Origin of the sequence: Agromyces sp. NPDC052230 (assembly GCF_040679595.1) — a bacterium.
Taxonomy (GTDB): Bacteria; Actinomycetota; Actinomycetes; order Actinomycetales; family Microbacteriaceae; genus Agromyces.
In genome coordinates this window covers 286,821-306,255 of sequence record NZ_JBFAVC010000001.1, presented here as the reverse complement: position 1 = coordinate 306,255, position 19,435 = coordinate 286,821, and the positions used below count along the sequence as shown (strand labels likewise).

Sequence of the window (19,435 nt, the reverse complement as noted above, 5' to 3'; positions counted from 1 at the left end):
CATGACGGACTACACGACCACGCAGACCGGAGCCCCGGTCGCCAGCGACGCGCACTCCCTCACGGCCGGCGCCGACGGCGCCACCGTGCTGCACGACCGCTACCTCGTCGAGAAGCTCGCCCAGTTCAACCGCGAGCGCATCCCCGAGCGCATCGTGCACGCGAAGGGCGGCGGCGCGTTCGGCGAGTTCGTCGTGACCGAGGATGTCTCGCGGTACACGCGCGCCGCCGTGTTCCAGCCCGGCGCGACGAGCGAGATGCTGCTGCGCTTCTCGTCGGTGGCCGGTGAGCAGGGCTCGCCCGACACGTGGCGCGACGTGCGCGGCTACGCGCTGAAGTTCTACACGACCGAGGGCAACTACGACATCGTCGGCAACAACACCCCGGTGTTCTTCATCCGCGACGCCATCAAGTTCCCCGACTTCATTCACTCGCAGAAGCGCCTCCCGGGCTCGGGCCTGCGCGACGCCGACATGCAGTGGGACTTCTGGACGCTCTCACCCGAGTCGGCGCACCAGGTGACCTACCTCATGGGCGACCGCGGTCTCCCCCAGTCGTGGCGCACCATGAACGGCTACGGCTCGCACACGTACCAGTGGATCAACGCCGACGGCGAGCGGTTCTGGGTGCAATACCACTTCCTCACCCGCCAGGGCGACCTGCACCTCCGCGCCGACGAAGCCGAGGCGATCGCCGGGGTCGACGCCGATTACTACCGCCGCGATCTCCACGAGGCGATCGAGCGCGGCGAGTTCCCGACGTGGGACGTCTACGTGCAGGTCATGCCGTACGAGGAGGCGACGACCTCCCGCTTCAACCCGTTCGACCTCACGAAGACCTGGTCGAAGAAGGACTACCCCCGCATCAAGGTCGGCCACTTCACGCTCAACCGCAACCCGCAGAACTTCTTCGCCGAGATCGAGCAGGCGGCGTTCTCGCCCGCGAACGTCGTGCCGGGCATCGACATCAGCCCCGACAAGATGCTCATGGCGCGCGTGTTCAGCTACCCCGACGCGCAGCGCTACCGCGTCGGCACGAACTACAACCAGATCCCCGTGAACGCGCCGCACGCGGCATCCGTCCACAATTCCTCGCAGGACGGCGCTCAACGGCACGGCTTCAACCACCCCGACGTGCCGGTGTACGCGCCGAACTCGTTCGGCGGCCCCGTCGCCGACCCGGCTCGTGCGGGCGAGGGCAGCTGGGAGTCCGACGGTGCGCTCACGCGTGCCGCCGCGACCCTGCACGCCGAAGACGACGACTTCGGCCAGGCCGGCACGCTCTACCGCGAGGTGTTCACGGTCGAGGCGAAGGCGCGCTTCCTCGCGACGCTCACCGGCCAGGGCAACGCCATCACGGTCGACGCGATCCGCGAGCGCTTCTTCCAGTACTGGACGAACGTCGACGCCGGGCTCGGCATCGCGCTTCGCGCCGCGGTCGGCACCGAGGCATCCGCCGCATAATCAATCGAGCGAATGCCGCGAGCGCCCGGTCTCCTGGGAGAGGACGGGCGCTCGTCCGCCTCAGCCAGCCGCTCGCGAGCCGAGGTGGTGCTCGATCACGTACCGCGCGATCGCGATCGACGACGTCGCGGCCGGCGATGGGGCATTGCGCAGCAGCGTCACCGGACCGACCTGATCGACCGCGAAGTCGTCGAGGAGCGATCCGTCGCGTCCCCAAGCCTGCGCGCGCACGCCTGCCGCCGTCTTCGCGACGAGGTCGGAGCGCCGCAGCTCGGGCACGAAGCGTCGCGCCTTCCGGAAGTACCGCGACTTGATCAGCGACGCGCTGATCTCGTCGACGCCCATGCGCCAATGCTGCCGAGTGAGCGCGCCGGCACCCGGCCAGGTCAGCGACTCCCACGTGTCGCGCGGCGAGATCGTGAGCCACCCGTAGCCCTCGCGCGCAAGCGCCGGCACCGCGTTCGGACCGACGTGCACGTCGTCGTACACGCCACGCGTGAAGTGCACGCCGAGGAAGGGAAACCGCGGATCGGGCACCGGGTAGATCATGCCCTTCACGAGGTGGGTTCGCTCGGGCGCGAGCGCCCAGTACTCGCCGCGGAACGGCAGGATCTTCGGCGACGGGTCGGCACCCACCATCCGCGCCACGACGTCGGACTGCAGGCCCGCGCACGCGATGACGCGGTCGAACACGTGGTCCGACGTCCCCGTGCGAAGACGCACTCGCCCGTGCTCCAGATCGAGCGCAACGACCTTCTGGCCGAGACGGATGTCGCCGCCGGCGGCGCGGACATCCTGCGCCATCGCCTCGGTGATCTCGACGTAGTCGACCGCTGCCGTGTGCGGGGAGTGCACGGCGGCGACTCCGGCGACGTGCGGTTCGATCTCACGTAGCGGGGCGACGTCGTCGATCCTGGCGAGATCGGGCACGCCGTTCGCGATCGAGCGTCGTTCGATCTCGGCGAGGGCGGGGAGCTCGGACTCGTCGACGGCGACGACGAGCTTGCCGAGTTCGCGGTAGGGGAGCTGCTTCTCCTCGCAGTACTCCCGGATCGCCACGCGGCCCGCAGCGCAGAGCTCCGCCTTGAGCGAGCCGGGCTGGTAGTAGAGGCCGGCGTGCACGACGCCGGAGTTGCGCCCGGTCTGGTGCTCGGCAAGCCGCCGCTCCTTCTCGAACACGGTCACCTCGCCGAGCCCGCGGAGGGCGAGCTCGCGCGCGAGGGCGACGCCGATGATGCCGCCGCCGATGATGCCGATGCGCTCTGTCGTCACGCGTCAAGCATTTCAGAGTGCTGTGAGCCGCTCCCGGACCTGTCGCCCCAGTCGGGCGAACCGCTCGCGTTCCTCGCCGTCGTAGTCGGCACGGGCGACGGATGCCTCGAGCCGCTCGAGCTGCGCACCGATCGCCGATCGCCGGTCCGCTCGCTGCACGCTCCCGGCAAGCTCCTCGAGCAACTGGAAGAGGCGGGCGGCGAGGTCGGGGTCGGACGCGCCGTAGCGCCGGGGCTGCTCGACCGCGAGCTCCAGCAGGTCGACGAAGTCGTGCCGTGACGGCACCAGCCGCGGTTCCCCGTGTTCATCGGCGAGCGCGGGCGGCTCGGCGGGCAACCCGTCGATCTCCGCGAGTATCGCGGACACGTGGCTGAGGGCATGCACGGCGGTGGTCGGGTCGTTCACTCCCGGCGAAAGCGCCCGCACGGCGATGTCGACCAGTTGGCGCAAGCCGAATCCGATGTCCTGGGTCGGGGTGCGCTCGTAGGCGAGCCGAGTGGTGTCCGCGAGAGCGTCATCGACCTGTTGGATCGTGTCGCGGTCGAGCGACGCGTCGGGGGCTCGAGTCCACCACTCGAGCAGTGGGCCACCCTTGATCACGCTCGACCCGACGGTACGGAGTTCGCGCACCACGAGGTCGTGCTTCGCGGCGATCTCGATGATGGTCGTCCGGTCGACGCCGGTGATGAATCCAGAGCGTGGCGCGAGAACGCTCCGCGCACCGGTGGCCGCGAGAGCCGGCGCCCGGTCGGCGGCCGGGTGCGAGGTCTCCGAGGCGAGCCGGATCGTGCGTTGCGTCTCGCCGTGCACATCGCGCAGCATCGTCTCCACGCGGAGCAGCCGAGCCAGATGGGCGAGGAAGAACGTGAGCATGATGACACTCGCGAGCGTCAGCACCGATGCGACGGTCACCGCGATGCGCGGAACGAAGGGATCGCCATCGGCGTCTGCCACCGTTCGGAGCACGGCGAGAGCGAAGGCGAAGGTGCCTAGGAACAGTGCGAGGGTCGCGTGCACCATGCGGTCGGATGCGAACATGCGCAGCAAGCGGGGGGATGCCTGACTGCTGGCCAGTTGCAGCGCGACGACCGTCAACGAGAAGGTCAGCGAGGTCGCCGTGATGAGCGATCCGGCGATCACCGAGAGCACGGCACGCGCCGCTTCGGTGCCGCCGCCGAAGAGCAGCGCTGTCACGGTCTCGGGCAGCGACTCGTCGACGGCCCGATCGAGCTCGGGTAATGCGATGCCGAGCAGCACACCGGCGATGACGGCAGCCAGGGGGATCGGCCAGAGCCGTGACGCGATCGCCTCGGACAGCACGGCCCATCGTCGGCGGAGTCCGTTGCCGCTGCCTGGTCTCATTCGTGCCCCCTACGTCCACCGTAGACGCGGGAGGCCGGCGGCCGCGAAAGCCGTCCGATGGTCGGGAGCGGCGCCTACGCCTCGACGAGCGCGTGACGGATGACGCTCGTGAAGAGCCCGAGCCCGTCGACGCCCGAGCGCATGGCCACGGCAGTGTCGGGGCCGAAGCCCGGCTCGACCGCGTGCTCGGGGTGCGGCATGAGGCCGACGACGTTGCCGCGCTCATTCGAGATGCCCGCGATATCGCGGAGCGATCCGTTGGGGTTCACGTCGAGGTAGCGGAATACCACGCGCCCCTCGCCCTCGAGCCGGTCGAGCGTCTCGTCGGAGGCGATGAAGCCGCCCTCGCCGTTCTTCAGCGGGATGGTGATTTCCTGGCCCTGCTCGAATCCGGTCGTCCAGTCGGTCGACGTGTTCTCGACGCGCAGCTTCTGGTCGCGGCGGATGAACGAGCCGTGGTCGTTGCGGATCAGTCCACCTTCGAGCAGGTGCGCCTCGGTGAGCATCTGGAAGCCATTGCAGATGCCGAGCACGGGCACACCTTTGTTCGCGGCATCCGTCACCTCGCTCATGATGGGGCTGAGCGAGGCGATGGCGCCGGCGCGAAGGTAGTCGCCGTAGCTGAAGCCGCCCGGCAGGATGAGCGCGTCGACGCCCTCGAGGTCATGCGAGCCGTGCCAGAGGGCGACGGGCTCGGCGCCCGCGAGCCGAACCGCACGCTGCGCGTCGCGGTCGTCGAGCGAGCCGGGGAAGGTGATGACGCCGATGCGCATAGCGGTCTCCTCAGTGGGTCTCGCCGGCGGGCGCGACGTAGCCTTCGTCGGCGTGCGCGGATGCCACGTGCGTGGCCTCCTCGGCGAGCTCGGCGTTCGACTCCAGGTAATGGATGCCGACGACGTCCTCGATGACCGAATTCGAGAGGATCTCCTCGGCGATCTGCTTCACGCTGGCGCGCAGTTCGTCGTCGACCGGCCGGTCGACCGTGAGTTCGAAGCGCTTGCCGATGCGCACGCCCGTGAAGCCGGAGTGCCCGGTGCGGGCGAGGGCACCGGCGAGGGCCTTCCCCTGGGGGTCGAGCAGTTCGGCCTTGGGCATCACGTCGACGACGATGGTGGGCACCGAGGTTCTCCGTCCGGTGTCGGGGGGTGGATGCCTCGATTCTACCGGGCACCCGGTGGTGCGGCGTCGCCGTCCGTAGACTGCCGACATGGCCGACCCGGCGGAGTGGCGAGAGCGGCTCTCCGCCGCCGATGCCTCGAACATCGAGATCGACGCGCCCGACCAGGTGAACGCCTTCCTGATGGCGGGCGTGCTCGCACCCGGTGGGCCCGTCGGGCGCGATGGCGCCGTCGATCTTGCGGCGCTGCGCTCGGCGCTGGCCGAACGCATCCCGGGGTTGCCGCGCCTGTCGCAGCGGGTCGTGAACGACGGACGAACCCTCGTGTGGGAGTCCGCGCACGTCGAGTTCGAACAGCACGTGCGGCAGATCGATCCCGTCGACGGGCAGGTCGGGTTCGAGGCGCTCTGCGCGCGGCTCATGGTGACGCCGTTTCCGCTCGATCGGCCGCTCTGGGAGGTACTCGTGGTGCCGGGTGTCGCTCCTGGGCGGGCGGGCATGGTCCTGCGCATCCACCACGCGATGGCCGACGGCGTGGCGGCCGTGCGGCTCGTCGAAGAGTTGTTGCGAGACGGCGAGGCGGACGTGACGGATGCCGCAGCGACATCCGCATCCGCCGGCGCCCCTGCCCCGCCCCGTCCCGCCGCGACCCGGTCCCGTCGAGGGCTGCGCGCTCGCCTCCGCATGCTCGCGTCGGGTTGGGTGCGAACGATCGCCGTGTTCCGCCGCGCCGTGCCCCGTACCGTGCTGCTCGGGCCGATCGGGCCGCGCCGCGGAGTCGCCTTCGTCGACACACCGCTCGACGCCCTGGCGGCGGGAGCCGCCACGGTGGGGGCGACCGTGAACGACGCGTTGCTCGCGGCGGCGGCCGCGGCGGCGGAGGCGGCACTCCGCGCCCGTGGCGAGCCGGTGCCGCCGGCCCTGCCCGCGAGCGTGCCCGTGGCGCTCCGCGAACGCGGGCGGTCAGGCAACGCCGTCGGCGTGATGCTCGTGCCGATGCCCACGGGCGAGGCGGACCCCGCCGTACGCCTCCGTCGCATCGCGGAGCTCACCCGCGTGCGCAAGGAGGACGCCCGTTCGCGCGGGCAGTACGAGCTCACCAGGACCCGGTTCGGCTCCCGGCTCTTCAAGCGGTTCGTGCGGTACCAGCGGCTGATCGTCATGTTCGTGACGAACGTGCAAGGGCCGCGGCATCCGCTCGCCCTCGCCGGCGCGCCACTCGAACGCGTGTGGCCGCTCGCCGCGATCCAGGGGAACGTGCGGCTCGGCGTGGCCGCGCTCTCGTACGACGGCATGCTGCGATGCGCCGTGCACTGCGATGCCGACGCGTTGCCGGCCGAGGTCTTCGCCGACACCCTGCGGGAGCAGTTCGCGCGGATCGCGGCGCTCGCGTGACGAGGGGCAACGTTCGCGCCGCTGCCGCCGCTCACCGGTCGGTCGACCGCCGCACGATACGTGCCGCTTCGAGCCGGTCGACCGCGCCCAGCTTGAGGAGCACGCTCGACACGTAGTTCGCGACGGTCTTGCGCGAGAGGCCGAGGCGCTCGGCGATCGCCTCGTTCGGCAGGCCCCTGCCCACGAGCTCGGCGATCGAACGCTCCCGCGGCGTCAGCCCCGGCAGGTCCGCGGCACCGTGCGTCGCGGCCGTACCGGGGTCGGCGGTCGGGCGAGGGACGCCGCTGCCGAGCCACTGGGCTCCCATCAGCACCGCCTCGACGGCTGCCACAACCTGGTCGGGTGAGGCGTCCTTCGTCACGTAGGCGTCGGCGCCGGCCTCGAGCGCACGCCGGACCGTCTCCGCATCGTCGTACATCGTGATGACCACGAAGCGGGTGGCGGGCAGTGCGGCCGAGAGGTGCGCCGTCGCAGCGAGCCCGCTTCGGTCGGGCAGGCCGAGGTCCATGAGCACCACGTCGGGTCGCACGGCCATCACCACCTCGATCGCCTCGGCCGCGCTCGCCGCCTCGGCGACGACGTCGAAGCCGCTCGCCTCGAGCAGGGCCACGATGCCCTTCCGGAACAGCGGATGATCGTCCACGACCACGAGGCTGGTCACATCGCACCCCACTCCAGCGGCAGGCGGACGTGGACACGGCTTCCGCCACCCGGATCGTTTCCGATCTCGGCGATGCCGCCGAGCTCGCGCGCCCGTTCCCGAATTGACGGGATGCCGAGCCCGTCCGGACGCCGCTCGGGTAGCCCGATCCCGTCGTCGAGCACCGTGACGTCGAGATGGTCGGTCTCGAGGCGGAGGGAGATGGTGCAGGTCCGCGCGGACGCGTGCCGCCGCACGTTCGAGACCGCCTCCTGGACGATGCGCAGCGCGGCGACGTCGACCGCCGCCGGAAGCGGCATCCGCTCATCGTCGACCTCGAGTCGCACCTCGAGGTCATCGGGACGGGGTGCCGTCACGCGGGACCGGATCGCGGCGACGAGGCCCTGCTCGTCGAGCACGGCCGGTCGCAGGCCGTGCGAGATCTCGCGGGCACGCACGATCACCGAACGGATGTCGCGGTGGAGCTCGTCGGCGATGTGCGCCAGCTGCGGGTCGGCGTCGGTGCTCGTGATGCGCCGGGCGAGCGCGGCGGCGCTCAGCGCGAGGCCGGCAAGGCTCGGCGACAGGTCGTCGTGGAGGTCGCGGCGCAGCCGGCGCCGCTCCTCCTCCCGAGCGGAGACGAGCAGCGCATGCGACTCGGTGAGCCGCGCGAGCGCACGGACGCCGTGCAGCGCGGGGCCGGCGTGCAGCGCAAGGGCCTCCGCGACCGCCCGATCGCGTGCGGTCAGCTCCGACTCGCCCGCACGGGGCGGAATCACCAGGCGAGCCAGCTCCGTGCCCAGGTGGACCACCGGGAACTCCTCGACCCGGCCCTCGATGGAGCCGACCTGCGCGCTGACGTCAGCGCCGCGGAGGGCCGCCCCGTCGAGGAAGAGGCTGTCGACCGCGCTGCGCAGGATCGCCTGCGGCACGTGCACGGCATCCGGTTCGTCGGCGACCGCCCGGCCGAGGGCGCCGACCGCGGCGGCGGGATCCACCCGTCCGCGGTACACCACCCATGCGGCGAGCCGGGACGCGGCGCGGATCACGGGCACGGCGACGACGGCGACGACGGCGGCGCCGAGCCATCCTGCGCCGTCTCCGAGTCCGCCGGCGAGCCAGCTGGTGACCCCGTACGCCGCGGCGAGCACCGGTGCCGCCACGGCGAAGCCCAGCAGGGCCTGGAGCGGCGGGTCGACGTTCCACAGTCGGGGACGCACGAGGCCGATCACGAAGCCGATGAGCGCCGGAAGGATCGCGACGTTCGCCGCAGCGACGAAGGCAGGGGAGCGTTCCCCGATCGTGCCGCCTTCGATGATGGCGACCACGACGTAGAGCTCGAGGCTCGTCACGATGCCGAGGAGCGCCCATCGCAGACGCTCACGTTGACGGGTGTCGGATCGGTATCGGTAGCGATAGACCTGCCCGATGACGAGGAGCAGGCTCGAGGTGCCGACGAGGAACCACCAGGGCTCGTCGGTGACGGCGCCGCCCGTGGCGAAGGCGATCAGCATGAACGCGACGTAGACGGCGACCGGGCCGGCGAGCCACCTGGGGACGAAGCGACCGTCGGGGTAGGTTGCGGCGAGCAGCGGGAAGGCGCCGAACCACGTGGCGGCCGCGAGCTCGGCGTCAGGACCGGTCACGGCCACGGCCGCTCCCACCAGCACGGCGATCACCGCGAGGGCGGGCAGCCAGACCCGTCGGTTGGGCTCGACGTGCCGGCCGCGGGCGACGGACACGACGACGAGCACGGCGCCGATCGTGCCCACCGCCACGACGATGGCCTGCGATGCGAGGAGCGCGACCTGCCCGCCCGTCATGACCCGATCCTCCCACCACGTCGGGCGGGCGACCAGATGCACGTCGGTCGCTCCGCGTGCTCACCGGGTCGCGCCACGCCGGCTCCGGAACAGGAACACGATGCCGGCGACCAGCACGAAGAGCAGCACCCCGATCAGTCCCCATGGCGGAGTGAACGGCATCAGGAACGGCAGCGCGAGGGCGGCCACCGCGGCGAACGCCGTCACCGCCAGCGGCCAGCCGAGGATGCCCGCTCGGCGCCCCGCGGTGGCGAGGAACAGCGCGTGGCCGGCCAACCCGAGGGCGCCCGCGATGACGAAGGCGGTGATCAGGAGGGCGTTCGCCTCGAGGACCGCCGTCTGCCCCGCCTGGTCGGGCAGGGCCTCCGCGACCCCCAGCCCGATGGAGGTGAACGGCGACAGGCTGGCGGTGGCGACCAGGATCCAGGACGCCGCGCCGACCCACCCGAAGGCCGCACCGATCCCGGCCCAGACCGATGGTTCGGGGCCGGTCCGGTTCCGGACCAGCGAGGCCGACGCCTGGACGAACGCCAACAGGCCCACGGCCATCCCGAGGAAGATCACCGCCTCGATCACGCCGGAATACGGACGCGACCGGAGCAGCTCGATGGTCGGGACCTCGTCGCCTTCGGCCGCGGAGAGCACCGCGACCACGACGGGCTGCCCGAGCCAGGAGGCGAAGGCGAGGATGCCGCCGAGCCCGGCCGCTCGGTACAACCGGCGCTCGTGCGAGTGGTGGAGCACCGCCGAGGGCTCGGGGTCGGAATGGACGGCTCCGGAAGCGGATGCGGATGACGTGGACATTGTTCGGCTCCTCTCGGTCGGCCGGGCGCCGGCGGCGCCGCTGCCGTCAGGGTCGCGCCCCGCGATCCCGGGACACCAGTGACCGAGCGTCCCGATCACGCTGAGGCGCGGCCGGCGATCCGAGCGCGGGTGGAGCCGCCCCGGTCGTACGCCCTCAGGCCGTGCTGACCGGCAGCCGGCCCCGGTGGCGTCGCAACACCAACACGAGCAGCACGGATGCCGCGACCTGCGTCACCGCCACGAGCGCGACGAGGACCGGCAGGTTCGCGTACAGCGCCCCGGCTGCGACGGCGCCGGCCAGCGCGCCGAGTCCCTGGAACACGGCGAACCACCCGTACGCCGAACCGAGTTGGTCGACGGGAACGAGATCGGCGACGAGCGCCTTCACGGTGGAATCCTGCACGCCGGTGGCAAGTCCCCAGATGAGGACGCCGCTGACCACCATCGAGATCGTGCCGCCGAGCGCGAGACCCGGGACGAACGCGGTGAGGAGCGGCACGCCCAGGAGCACTGAGGTCCCCAATCGGTCGTACGCCCATCCCGTGAGGATGGCCCCGACGGCGGCAGTCGCCATGCCGGCCGCGTACACGAGCGGCACTGCCGCGATCGGCACGAGGTCCGTGGCGGCCAGGTGGTACGACACGATCCCGAAGCTCAGCAGTCCGAATGTGGTGACGGCCGCGAAGGCGGCGAACAGGAGGAAGGTCGTGCGCACCCGGCCCGGGATCGCGGCCAGGCCCGACAGACGGGCGGCGAGCGACATCCGCGCCGGATCAGCGGATGCCTCGAAAGGCGTCCCGCCCACCTCGGGCGTCGTGGCCGGGCGGTACACGCTGGGATCGGGCACCCGCGCGCGAAGCCAGAACAGCAGCACCATCGCCACCGCTGCGGGAATGAGGAGGACGAGGAAGGCGGGCCACAGCGCGCCCGTGATCCCGGCGACGCCGGCCACCACGAGCGGCCCGGCGAAGGCGCCGATCTGATCGAGCAGCTTGTGCACGCCGAAGCCGCGCCCGCGTCCCACGGCGCCCGCCGCGTCGGCGAGGAGCACGGTCTTGGCGGGCCCGCGCACGGCCTTGCCCGTGCGCTCGGTGATCAGGAGCGCGCTCGCGGCGGCGAGGGACGCGGAGCCGAGCACGGGCGTGAGCGCCAGGAGTGGCACGCTCACCGCGCTCATCGCATAGCCGACGATCGTGAATGCCCAGTAGGACCCGCTGCGGTCGGACCATGGCCCGGTGACGAGCCGCAGCACGAGTGCGATCGCCGTGGCCGTACCCGTGACGGTGCCGACGAGCACCGCGGATGCCCCGAGCTCCTCGAGCAGCGCACCGCTCACCGAGATGGCGCCATCGGACACCATGTCGATGGTGAGGCTCACGAAGCCGAGGCCGACCACCATCGACCAGGGGCTGAGGCCCGCACGACGGCGCGGAGCAGGGCTCGTCACGTCGGCGAGACTACCGCCGGAGCACCGCCCGGATGATCGCGCCCGCGCCGATCAGCAGGGCCAGGCCCGCCGCGGCCGCGAGCGCGATCACGAGCGTCGGATTCTCGCGGTACTTCCCGTCGAGCCACGCAGCGGCGTCCTCGGCGAGGTCTTCGGCGTCGTCGAGCGCGTCCTCGGTGACCGCCTCGAACGTTGCCGACGCGCTCGAGACCGCCTCGGCGCCACGCGCGGCGGCGTCGGCGGCAGCGGCCCGCATCGCGTCGAGGGTCTCCTCGGTCGCTCGCGACGCGCGGTCGGCCGCTGCCGTCGCCTCGTCGATGGCCTGCTCGACGGGCGCGTCGCGGTCGTTCTCGGCGCGCATGCTACTCGGGCCCCACGCCGTGGTCCTTGGACGCGTCGTCGTCCACCACGCCGGTCTCGGTCGAGGGAAGATCGCGCAGTCTCGGGCCGCCGTGGGCGGCCGGATCCTCGGGGGAGTCGGCGTCCGCGTCGGCATCGGCCGCGTCCATCGAGGTCACCGGCTGCTTCGGATCGGGCACCGTATGGCCGGGCGTGCCGTACGAGCCGGTGCTGCCCGGTGAACGTCCGGCCTGTTCCGTTCCGTCCGAACCGCCCATGCCGTCGGCGCCGTCGACGTCGCTCATCGCCGCCGCCCGATCGCCCGGGCGATCGCGCCGAGCACCACGGCACCCGCGACGGCGGCGCCGATCACCACGCCGGGGCGGCGCTCGTACTCGCTCTTGACCTTCTCGCTCCACGTGCCCGTGACGCGCTTGGCCTCGTCGGCGAAATGGTCGAGGTCGGCGCTCTCGGCCGCCTCCTTGAGGCGGGCGGTGGCCTTCTTCGCGGCCTCCGTGGCAGCGTCCACGGCCTTGTCGAACGGCGAACCCGTGGTGGCGCCCGTGGAGTCCACCGCCTCCCGGTTGCCGCTGTTCACGTCCTCACCGGGGCCGGCCGGAGCGGCGGTCGGGGCGCCGCCCGTCGATGCGCCGGATGCGCCGGTGGTCGAGGTGCTCGGCGTAGTCGACGCACCCGTCGACGTCGCGGAGGTCGTGGCGGAGGGAGCCGTCCCTCCAGCTGCCGCCTCGGAGGCCACGGGCGGAGTGGGCGGCACCGTCTTCGCGGTCCCGGTCGTCTTCTCGGCGTCGGTGCGTGTCGTCTGCTCGTCGCTCATGCTCGTCGCTCCTTCGGTCGGCACGCCCCCCGGGGCAGGGGGCGCCTCTCGGAGCAGTCTCACCCCGTTCTCGCGTCGAGTCGAGGGCGTTGACAGGTCGATCCGCAGGGCCTACGCGAGCCCCGCCCGCTCGGTCAGCACGGTCCGCAGCGTGTCCCGGGCGGCCGCGAGTCCCCGGTGCACCTCCTCGAAACTCGTCGACAGCGGTGAGAGCCCGATGCGCAGGCCGCTCGGGTCTCGGTAGTCGGGAATCACGTCCTGCTGCCAGAGCCGCGCCGTCACCTCTCGCATGGCCGGATGCCGCAGCGTCACGTGGCCGCCGCGCCGCGCGGGGTCCAGCGGTGAGGCGAGCGTGACGCCGAGCGGGGCGAGCCACTCCTCGGCAACAGAGATCGCGAACTCCGTGAGGGCAACGGACTTCTCCCGGATGGCGGGCATGCCGGCCTCGGCGATCATGGCGAGGGTCTCCTGCATGGCGAGCATGCCCACGATCGGCGGCGTACCGCTGAGGAAGCGGCGGATGCCCCGCCCCGGAACGTATTCGGGGCCCATCGCGAACACGTCCGCCGCGCCCATCCACCCCTGGATCGGCTGCGCGAGCACGTCCTGGAGGTCGTCGCGCACGTAGGCGAAGGCGGGCGAACCCGGACCGCCGTTCAGGTACTTGTAGGTGCATCCGACGGCCAGGTCGAAGCCCCACAGGTCGGCATGCACGGGCACGGAGCCGGCGGAGTGGCAGAGGTCCCAGAGGATGAGCGCGCCGGCGTCGTGGGCGATGCGCGTGAGCTCGCGGGCATCGGCGAGGTAGCCCGAGCGGTAGGCCACGTGGCTGAGCACGACGAGCGCCGTGTCGGGTCCTGCCTTCTCGGCGAGCTGCTCGCTCGTCACGCCCGAGGCGGTGTCGACCTGGATCCAACGCACGTGCATGCCACGCTCGCGGGCGATGCCCTCGATCACGTACCGGTCGGTGGGGAAGTTGTCGCTGTCGACGATGATCTCGCGGCGCCCCGAATCGCGCACCAGCTGCGCGTCGACGGCCGCACGCGCGAGCTTGTAGAGGAGCACGGTCGTCGAGTCGCCGACGACCGTCTGCCCAGCCTTGGCCTCGATCACCGCACGGCCGATGAGGTCGCCGATCTCGAACGGCAGCTGCATCCACGACTCATCCCAGCCGCGGATGAGCCGCCTGCCCCACTCGTCGTGCAGGAACCGCTCCATGCGCTCGATGGCCGACAGCGGGGGGCGTCCGAGCGAGTTCCCGTCGAAGTAGACGAGGTCGGTTTCGGCGCCCGCGAACCGCTTGCGGTAATGCGCGAGCCCGTCGGCGCGATCCATCCGGCGGGCGTAGGCGAGGTGCGGATCGTGCGTCACAGGGCCTCCAGTTCCTCGGCCGGCACGAGGCAGGCCGTCGCGAGCCAGCTTGCGAGTTCGTCGAGCGTGGTGGGCGGCGCGCCGCGCACGAAGGTCGCGACGGCGTCGTCGCGTTCGTCCAGCGGCCACGGGTCGCAGATCGCGGCGAGCACGTCGGATGCCCCGAGGCCGGCCATCGTGAGCAGGTCGACCTCGGCCGGGTTCACGCCGAGCGGCTGGTCGCCGTTGCCGAGATCGGTGCCGTAGAGCACCCGGCCGCCCGCCGCGTGGAACCGGCGAAGGTTGTCGAGGGCCTGGTCGCGCTCAGGCGACGGCTCGCCGTAGCTCGTGACGAAGAGCGTCGAGATCCACCGCTGCCCGGCGTCCGCCGCGCGCGCGAGGAGCTCGTCGTCGACGCGCTCGGTGAAGGGCGTGTGCGCGAGCACGTCGACGCCCGCGTCGATCGCAAGCCGGGTCATCCCGTCGCCCTCGACATGCGCGACCACGGGCATCCGGCGTTCGTGCGCGGCGGCCACGATGGCATCGAGGGTGGCGCGGTCGAACACCGGTCCGGCCGCCGAGTTGAGGGCCACCTTGATGACGGATGCCCCGAACCCCTGCTGCTCGGACACGGCCGTCTCGGCGGGCGCCGGCAGCGACCCCCGGCCCCCACCCGTCGCGGCGGTGACCTCCCGCGCGCAGCCCGGCGCGGCCCACGCGCGTCCGATCGGATACCCGCCCGGCGCCGTGAGGAAGGTGCCCGCGAACTCGACGTGCGGTAGCCCGTCGTGGGCGCGTCGCTCGGTCAGCAGGTCGAGCGGCGCGCCGAGGTCGACCACGCCGGCCAGTGCCGTATCGGCGAGCGCGTGGGCGCCCACGATCATGAGGTGCACGTGATGGTCGACGAGGGGCGGCAGCCTCGTGCCGGTGTCGCCCGGGTGCTCGCCGTTCATCGACCGTCGTACGGGTGCGGCGAGCGGACCGAGGTCGAGCGCGGCGACGTGCTCGGGCCCTCCGACGTGCTCGGGTCCTTCGACCGGCTCAGGGAACGGGGCGGCGTGCGACATCCGTCAACCCGGGATCTCGGTGCGCACGGCGTAGAGCTCGGGGAAGAACGTGAGCTCGAGGGCGCGTTTCAGGAAGGGGGCGCCGCTCGACCCGCCCGTGCCGGTCTTCGAGCCGATGATGCGCTCGACCGTCTTCAGGTGCCGGAAGCGCCAGAGCTGGAAGTTGTCCTCGAGGTCGACGAGTTCCTCGCAGGTCTCGTAGGCCGCCCAGTTGTGCTCGGGGTCGGCGTAGATGCGGGCGAACACCTCGACGAGCTCCGGCCGGAACGTCCACGCCCGGGTCACGTCCCGCTCGAGGATGTCGGCGGGGATGTCGTAACCGGCCCGCGCGAGCAGGCGCAGGAACTCGTCGTAGAGGCTCGGCGCCTCGAGTGCGCGCCGCACGATCGCGGCGGCCGCGGCATCCGCTTCGAAGACCTGCAGCATCTTCGCGTTCTTGTTGCCGAGCATGAACTCGACCGCCCGATACTGGGACGACTGGAACCCGCTGGCGTTGCCGAGCACGCCGCGGAACTGCCCGTACTCGGTCGGCGTGAGCGTCGCGAGCACCGACCACTGCTCGGTGAGGGTCTTCTGGATGTGCTTGACGCGGGCGATGCACTTGAGGGCGGGCGCGAGCTCGTCGGCGCGCATCAGGTCGCACGCCGTGCTGAGCTCGTGCAACACGAGCTTCAGCCAGAGCTCGGTGGTCTGGTGCTGGATGATGAACAGCAGCTCGTCGTGGTGCTCGGGCTGCGAGATCGGCCGCTGCGCCGAGAGCAGAGTGTCGAGGTCGAGGTAGCCCCCGTAGCTCATCCGGTCACGGAAGTCGGTGACGACGGATGCCTCGATCCGTCGCGTGTTGTCGGCGACGGGCTGCTCGTGCTGGTCGGTGTCGGACACGCGATCAGCCTAGCCGCGCGCCGATCCGGTGCACGGGGACGACGGAGGATCGGCGGATAGGGTGGATACCGTGAACCCGCCCACATCGCCGCGGCGGGATGCCCGGCGCAATCACGAGCGACTCCTCGCCGAGGCGAGGGTGCTCTTCGCCGAGCGCGGCATCGAGGCGCCGCTCGACGAGCTGGCCACACGGGCCGGCGTCGGCGCGGGCACGGTGTACCGGCACTTCCCCAACCGCGACGCGCTCGTGCGCGAGCTGTACGACCTCGGCGTCGGCGAGCTCCGCGACCTCACGCCCGAGATCCTCGCCGCCGAGACCGGATGGCGCTCGGTCGAGCTCTACCTCGAGCGTTACGCCACGTGGCTCGCGCATTCGCCCTATGTGCCGGCGGTCATGCGTCGGATGGCCGAGATCGATCCCGATCATCGACCCGGAGCCGAGTTGGCGGAACCGCTCGACGGGCTCGTCGCTCGCGCCCAGGCCGAGGGCTCGTTGCGTGCGGATGTCACGGCGGTCGACCTCGCCGTGCTGGTCGACATGCTCGGCTCACTCGGGCAGTACGGCGGCACCTACCTGCCCTACTGGCGTCGTCAGCTCGCCGTCGTCCTCGACGGACTGCGCGCCCGCCCCGACCTCACGCCGCTGCCCGGCGTGGGCCTCGAGTTCGACGCCTTCCACGACATGTCGCACCGCAAGGGTCCGGGCCCCGCACCGGAATCCTGACGCGGGCGCTGGGCTTCGGCTGGCCCTCCGGTCGCGTTCGTTTCTGCGGATATACGATCCGACACCCCGACCGGATCAGCCGATCCTCGGCGCGCCGGATCGTATATCCGCAGGGAGGTACTCGGGGGTCAGCCGGCGGCGCGGACCTCGATGAGGTTCGCCCAGGGGTCGTCGAAGGCGAGGGTGAGGCCGTCGTCGCGCGTCGCCACGCCGTAATGCGACATCCGCTCGCCGATCTCGCCGAGGTCGTCGGCGCCGGGCACGACGATCTCGATCTTGCCGAGCCCGAGCGCCGGGCCGCGACGACCGGCGCCGGCACTGTTCCACGTATTCATGGCCATGTGGTGGTGATAGCCGCCGGCCGACACGAAGAGGGCCTGGCTGCCGTACATCGTCGTCTGGTCGAAGCCGAGGCGGTCGACGTAGAACTCGCGAGCGCTCGGGATGTCGCCGACCGAGAGGTGCACGTGGCCGACGATCGCGTCGCCGAGGCCGGTGCCCGCGGTCGCGGCCTCCGCTGCACCGGGCGTCAGGTGCTCGCTGAGGTAGCGATTCGGGTCGAGGAACATCGTGGACATCTCGATCTGGCCGTGCGTCCAACTCCACTGCGAGCGGTCGCGGTCGAAGTAGAGCTCGACGCCGTTGCCCTCGGGGTCCGTGAAGTAGAACGCCTCGCTCACGAGGTGGTCGGAACTGCCGGTGAAGGTTCCCGGATGCTTCAGGGCGACCGAGTAGACGGCGGATGCGAGCGCCTCGCGTGAGTCGAAGAGGATCGCGGTGTGGTACAGCCCCGCACTGCGAGGATCGGCGTGCTTCAGTTCGGGCGCGACCTCGAGGATCACGATGGGGGTCGTGCCGCGGCCGAGCACGGCGACCGGGCCGTCGTGGCGGAGCAGCTCGAGGGTCACGCCGTCGCGGTAGTAGCGGATCATCGCATCGAGATCGCCCACCTTCAGGGTCACGGCGCCCATGCCCGTGTCCGCGGCGAGGAGGGCCGTTGTCGAGGGCGTATTGGTTGTAGTCACAACTAATGATAACCCGGCCCAGCTGCCGAACATTCCCGGAGGGGTGGCGGCATCGGCATACGGAGGGTAGGTTCCGGCGCATGACCGCCATGACACGTCCTCGCAACCGGGCGTCCCTTCTCAGCGTCGCCATCGTCGCCGTCCTCTCGACGGGCTTCGCCGTCGCGCCCGCGCAGGCAGTCGCCGGCGGCCCGCCCGACCACGCCGCCAACGCCAAGATCTCGTACGTCGCACTCGGCGACTCGTACGCCGCCGGCGTCGGTGGTGGCGTCCCGATCGACCTCTGCGGAACGACCCCGAACGGATACGCCGCCCTCCTCGCCGACGATCCCGGGCAGGTGCTCACCGACCTTCGCGGGTGCGCGGGCGCGACGACCGCCGACGTGCTCGGGCAGCTGGAGGGTCTCGATCATCGCACCAAGTCGGTGACGCTGACGGTGGGCGCGAACGACCTCGGCGTCGCGGCGCTGGCCCAGACCTGCCTGACGGGCACCCCCGAGCAGTGCCTGGCGGCCGTCCAATATGCTCAGACCGTCCTGCTCCCGGGGCTCGCGACGGATCTCGCGACCACCCTCGCGGCCATCCGCGAGGCCGCGCCGAAGGCCACGGTCTACGTCACCGGTTACCCGCTGCTCTTCGAGCCGTCGGCGGACCCGAGGATCGCGGCCGTGAACGCGGGCATCATGGCGCTCAACAGTGTGATCCAAGCCGCCGTTACGGCGGCCGGACCGGGATTCGTCTACGTCGACGTGACGCAGGCGTTCGCCGGGCACGGCATCGGTTCGGCAACCCCATGGATCAACGGGCTGTCCGACGCCGCGCCGTTCCACCCGAACACGGCCGGCTACGCGGCCTACGCCGACGCGATCCGGGCGGCCGGCTTCTCGCCCGCAGGCTGAGTCATCGGGTGACCGCGCCGCGCGGTCGCCGCCCGCCGGGTCACAGTCCGAGCGTCAGTCGCTCGAGCAGGGCACGGTAGCGCTCGGCGGTGCGCTCGACGATCTCGTGCGGCAGCGTCGGCGGCTCCTCGAGTTCCTGCTCGTCCCAATTCGCGGCGAGCCAGTCGCGCACGATCTGCTTGTCGAAGCTCGCCATGCGCAGTTCGGGCGTGGCGGCCGTGAGGTACGCCTCGGCATCCCAGTACCGGCTCGAGTCACTCGTGAGCACCTCGTCGGCGAGCGTGACGATGCCCGTGTCGCGGTCGGCGCCGAATTCGAACTTGGTGTCGGCGAGGATCACCCCGCGGTCCACGGCGACCTCGGAGGCGTGCTCGAAGATCTCCAGCGACATCGCCCGGAGCTGCCCGGCGACGGTCTCGCCGACGATTTCGACGGTGCGCTCGTACGAGATGTTCTCGTCGTGCTCGCCGAGGGGCGCCTTCCATGCGGGCGTGTAGATCGGCTCGGGCAGCCGGTCGCCGTTCGACAGGCCCTCGGGCAGTCGGATGCCGCCGATGGCGCCCGTGGCCTGGTACTCCTTCCAGCCGCCGCCCGTGAGGTACCCGCGAACGACGCACTCGATCGGGAACATGTCGAGCGTGCGGCAGAGGGTCGCGCGCTCGGCCACCTCGGCCGGGATCTCGGGGAGGTCGGCGAGCCGATCGTCCTCGGCGTAGGCGAGGTGGTTCGGCACCTCGGGCAGCTGGTCGAACCACCAGCGCGTGAGCTTCGTGAGCATGGCGCCCTTGCCGGGGATGGCGGGCTCGAGCACGTGGTCGAACGCGCTGACGCGGTCACTCGCGACGACCAGCACGACACGCGAGCGGCGCAGCGGATCGCCGGTCCACTCGTCGTCATCGTCGGGCGTCGTCGCGGGCACGTACAGGTCTCGCACCTTGCCCGAGTAGACGTGGGTCCAGCCGGGCAGCTCCTTCGCGTCGCTCCTCATCGGG

General features: G+C 71.5%; 20 protein-coding genes. 4 read left to right on the top strand and 16 right to left on the bottom strand.

Features of this window, described 5'->3' with window-relative positions; genetic code table 11:
- Nucleotide 1 precedes the first annotated feature (1 nt).
- Nucleotides 2-1,462 carry a catalase gene (locus AB0K73_RS01480; protein ID WP_360510964.1) on the top strand — a complete coding sequence of 487 codons (1,461 nt, stop codon included), beginning with the start codon at nt 2-4 and terminating at the stop codon, nt 1,460-1,462.
- 60 nt (nt 1,463-1,522) lie between these two features.
- Here AB0K73_RS01480 and lhgO read toward each other — a convergent pair whose 3' ends face one another.
- From lhgO to purS, 4 genes are all read right to left on the bottom strand, one after another.
- A complete protein-coding gene (lhgO, locus tag AB0K73_RS01475; protein WP_360510965.1) occupies nt 1,523-2,734 on the bottom strand; it encodes an L-2-hydroxyglutarate oxidase in 1,212 nt (403 codons plus the stop codon).
- A gap of 12 nt (nt 2,735-2,746) precedes the next feature.
- Nucleotides 2,747-4,096, bottom strand: coding sequence for a DUF2254 domain-containing protein (locus tag AB0K73_RS01470; RefSeq protein WP_360510966.1), 1,350 nt, complete (start codon nt 4,094-4,096; stop codon nt 2,747-2,749).
- A gap of 74 nt (nt 4,097-4,170) precedes the next feature.
- Nucleotides 4,171-4,869, bottom strand: a complete 699-nt coding sequence (gene purQ, locus AB0K73_RS01465; RefSeq protein ID WP_360510967.1) for a phosphoribosylformylglycinamidine synthase subunit PurQ — start codon at nt 4,867-4,869, stop codon at nt 4,171-4,173.
- A gap of 10 nt (nt 4,870-4,879) precedes the next feature.
- On the bottom strand, nt 4,880-5,215 hold the full coding sequence (gene purS / locus AB0K73_RS01460) for a phosphoribosylformylglycinamidine synthase subunit PurS (protein ID WP_360510968.1): 336 nt from the start codon (nt 5,213-5,215) through the stop codon (nt 4,880-4,882).
- An 88-nt stretch (nt 5,216-5,303) separates the two neighbouring features.
- Between purS and AB0K73_RS01455 the strand changes: the two genes are divergently transcribed.
- Complete coding sequence (locus AB0K73_RS01455; protein WP_360510969.1) at nt 5,304-6,608, top strand: wax ester/triacylglycerol synthase domain-containing protein; 1,305 nt, start codon at nt 5,304-5,306, stop codon at nt 6,606-6,608.
- Nucleotides 6,609-6,639: 31 nt separating this feature from the next.
- On the opposite strand, the gene AB0K73_RS01450 is transcribed toward AB0K73_RS01455, so the two are convergent.
- From AB0K73_RS01450 to kynA, 10 genes are all read right to left on the bottom strand, one after another.
- On the bottom strand, nt 6,640-7,269 hold the full coding sequence (locus AB0K73_RS01450; protein ID WP_360510970.1) for a response regulator transcription factor: 630 nt from the start codon (nt 7,267-7,269) through the stop codon (nt 6,640-6,642).
- Nucleotides 7,266-9,071 carry an ATP-binding protein gene (locus tag AB0K73_RS01445; protein ID WP_360510971.1) on the bottom strand — a complete coding sequence of 602 codons (1,806 nt, stop codon included), beginning with the start codon at nt 9,069-9,071 and terminating at the stop codon, nt 7,266-7,268. The genes AB0K73_RS01450 and AB0K73_RS01445 overlap by 4 nt, the downstream gene beginning before the upstream one ends.
- 60 nt (nt 9,072-9,131) lie before the next feature.
- Nucleotides 9,132-9,875 (bottom strand): hypothetical protein, encoded by a 744-nt coding sequence (locus AB0K73_RS01440; protein ID WP_360510972.1) that lies wholly within the window; start codon nt 9,873-9,875, stop codon nt 9,132-9,134.
- A gap of 154 nt (nt 9,876-10,029) precedes the next feature.
- Entirely contained in the window at nt 10,030-11,322 is a 1,293-nt protein-coding gene (locus AB0K73_RS01435) for an MFS transporter (protein ID WP_360510973.1), read from the bottom strand.
- Nucleotides 11,323-11,332: 10 nt separating this feature from the next.
- Complete coding sequence (locus tag AB0K73_RS01430) at nt 11,333-11,683, bottom strand: hypothetical protein (protein ID WP_360510974.1); 351 nt, start codon at nt 11,681-11,683, stop codon at nt 11,333-11,335.
- Between the two features lies 1 nt (nt 11,684).
- Complete coding sequence (locus AB0K73_RS01425; RefSeq protein ID WP_360510975.1) at nt 11,685-11,966, bottom strand: hypothetical protein; 282 nt, start codon at nt 11,964-11,966, stop codon at nt 11,685-11,687.
- On the bottom strand, nt 11,963-12,496 hold the full coding sequence (locus AB0K73_RS01420; protein ID WP_360510976.1) for a hypothetical protein: 534 nt from the start codon (nt 12,494-12,496) through the stop codon (nt 11,963-11,965). Before AB0K73_RS01420 ends, AB0K73_RS01425 begins: the two co-directional genes overlap by 4 nt.
- 111 nt (nt 12,497-12,607) lie before the next feature.
- Nucleotides 12,608-13,831: an aminotransferase class V-fold PLP-dependent enzyme gene (locus AB0K73_RS01415; RefSeq protein ID WP_360511297.1), complete on the bottom strand. Its 1,224-nt coding sequence runs from the start codon at nt 13,829-13,831 to the stop codon at nt 12,608-12,610.
- Between the two features lie 32 nt (nt 13,832-13,863).
- Nucleotides 13,864-14,913: a hypothetical protein gene (locus AB0K73_RS01410; protein WP_360510977.1), complete on the bottom strand. Its 1,050-nt coding sequence runs from the start codon at nt 14,911-14,913 to the stop codon at nt 13,864-13,866.
- Between the two features lie 3 nt (nt 14,914-14,916).
- Nucleotides 14,917-15,795, bottom strand: a complete 879-nt coding sequence (gene kynA, locus AB0K73_RS01405) for a tryptophan 2,3-dioxygenase (protein WP_360510978.1) — start codon at nt 15,793-15,795, stop codon at nt 14,917-14,919.
- Nucleotides 15,796-15,865: 70 nt separating this feature from the next.
- Here kynA and AB0K73_RS01400 point away from each other — a divergent pair, with 70 nt between their 5' ends.
- Nucleotides 15,866-16,519: a TetR/AcrR family transcriptional regulator gene (locus AB0K73_RS01400; protein ID WP_360510979.1), complete on the top strand. Its 654-nt coding sequence runs from the start codon at nt 15,866-15,868 to the stop codon at nt 16,517-16,519.
- 128 nt (nt 16,520-16,647) lie between these two features.
- Here AB0K73_RS01400 and AB0K73_RS01395 read toward each other — a convergent pair whose 3' ends face one another.
- Nucleotides 16,648-17,490 carry a VOC family protein gene (locus AB0K73_RS01395; protein WP_360511299.1) on the bottom strand — a complete coding sequence of 281 codons (843 nt, stop codon included), beginning with the start codon at nt 17,488-17,490 and terminating at the stop codon, nt 16,648-16,650.
- A gap of 134 nt (nt 17,491-17,624) precedes the next feature.
- On the opposite strand from AB0K73_RS01395, the gene AB0K73_RS01390 reads away from it, so the two are divergent.
- On the top strand, nt 17,625-18,443 hold the full coding sequence (locus AB0K73_RS01390; RefSeq protein ID WP_360510980.1) for an SGNH/GDSL hydrolase family protein: 819 nt from the start codon (nt 17,625-17,627) through the stop codon (nt 18,441-18,443).
- Between the two features lie 40 nt (nt 18,444-18,483).
- Here the strand turns inward: AB0K73_RS01390 and AB0K73_RS01385 are convergent, their stop codons facing one another.
- Nucleotides 18,484-19,431, bottom strand: coding sequence for a phosphoribosylaminoimidazolesuccinocarboxamide synthase (locus tag AB0K73_RS01385; RefSeq protein WP_360510981.1), 948 nt, complete (start codon nt 19,429-19,431; stop codon nt 18,484-18,486).
- Between the last annotated feature and the right edge of the window lie 4 nt (nt 19,432-19,435).

Coding starts and splice junctions, on each gene's coding strand:
- AB0K73_RS01470 (WP_360510966.1), bottom strand. CDS start 4,096: ATGAGACCAGGCAGCGGCAACGGACTCCGCCGACGATGGGCCGTGCTG.
- AB0K73_RS01445 (WP_360510971.1), bottom strand. CDS start 9,071: ATGACGGGCGGGCAGGTCGCGCTCCTCGCATCGCAGGCCATCGTCGTG.
- purQ (WP_360510967.1), bottom strand. CDS start 4,869: ATGCGCATCGGCGTCATCACCTTCCCCGGCTCGCTCGACGACCGCGAC.
- AB0K73_RS01420 (WP_360510976.1), bottom strand. CDS start 12,496: ATGAGCGACGAGCAGACGACACGCACCGACGCCGAGAAGACGACCGGG.
- AB0K73_RS01410 (WP_360510977.1), bottom strand. CDS start 14,913: ATGTCGCACGCCGCCCCGTTCCCTGAGCCGGTCGAAGGACCCGAGCAC.
- AB0K73_RS01440 (WP_360510972.1), bottom strand. CDS start 9,875: ATGTCCACGTCATCCGCATCCGCTTCCGGAGCCGTCCATTCCGACCCC.
- AB0K73_RS01415 (WP_360511297.1), bottom strand. CDS start 13,831: ATGGATCGCGCCGACGGGCTCGCGCATTACCGCAAGCGGTTCGCGGGC.
- AB0K73_RS01385 (WP_360510981.1), bottom strand. CDS start 19,431: ATGAGGAGCGACGCGAAGGAGCTGCCCGGCTGGACCCACGTCTACTCG.
- AB0K73_RS01455 (WP_360510969.1), top strand. CDS start 5,304: ATGGCCGACCCGGCGGAGTGGCGAGAGCGGCTCTCCGCCGCCGATGCC.
- AB0K73_RS01390 (WP_360510980.1), top strand. CDS start 17,625: ATGACCGCCATGACACGTCCTCGCAACCGGGCGTCCCTTCTCAGCGTC.
- AB0K73_RS01430 (WP_360510974.1), bottom strand. CDS start 11,683: ATGCGCGCCGAGAACGACCGCGACGCGCCCGTCGAGCAGGCCATCGAC.
- AB0K73_RS01395 (WP_360511299.1), bottom strand. CDS start 17,490: ATGGGCGCCGTGACCCTGAAGGTGGGCGATCTCGATGCGATGATCCGC.
- AB0K73_RS01480 (WP_360510964.1), top strand. CDS start 2: ATGACGGACTACACGACCACGCAGACCGGAGCCCCGGTCGCCAGCGAC.
- AB0K73_RS01425 (WP_360510975.1), bottom strand. CDS start 11,966: ATGAGCGACGTCGACGGCGCCGACGGCATGGGCGGTTCGGACGGAACG.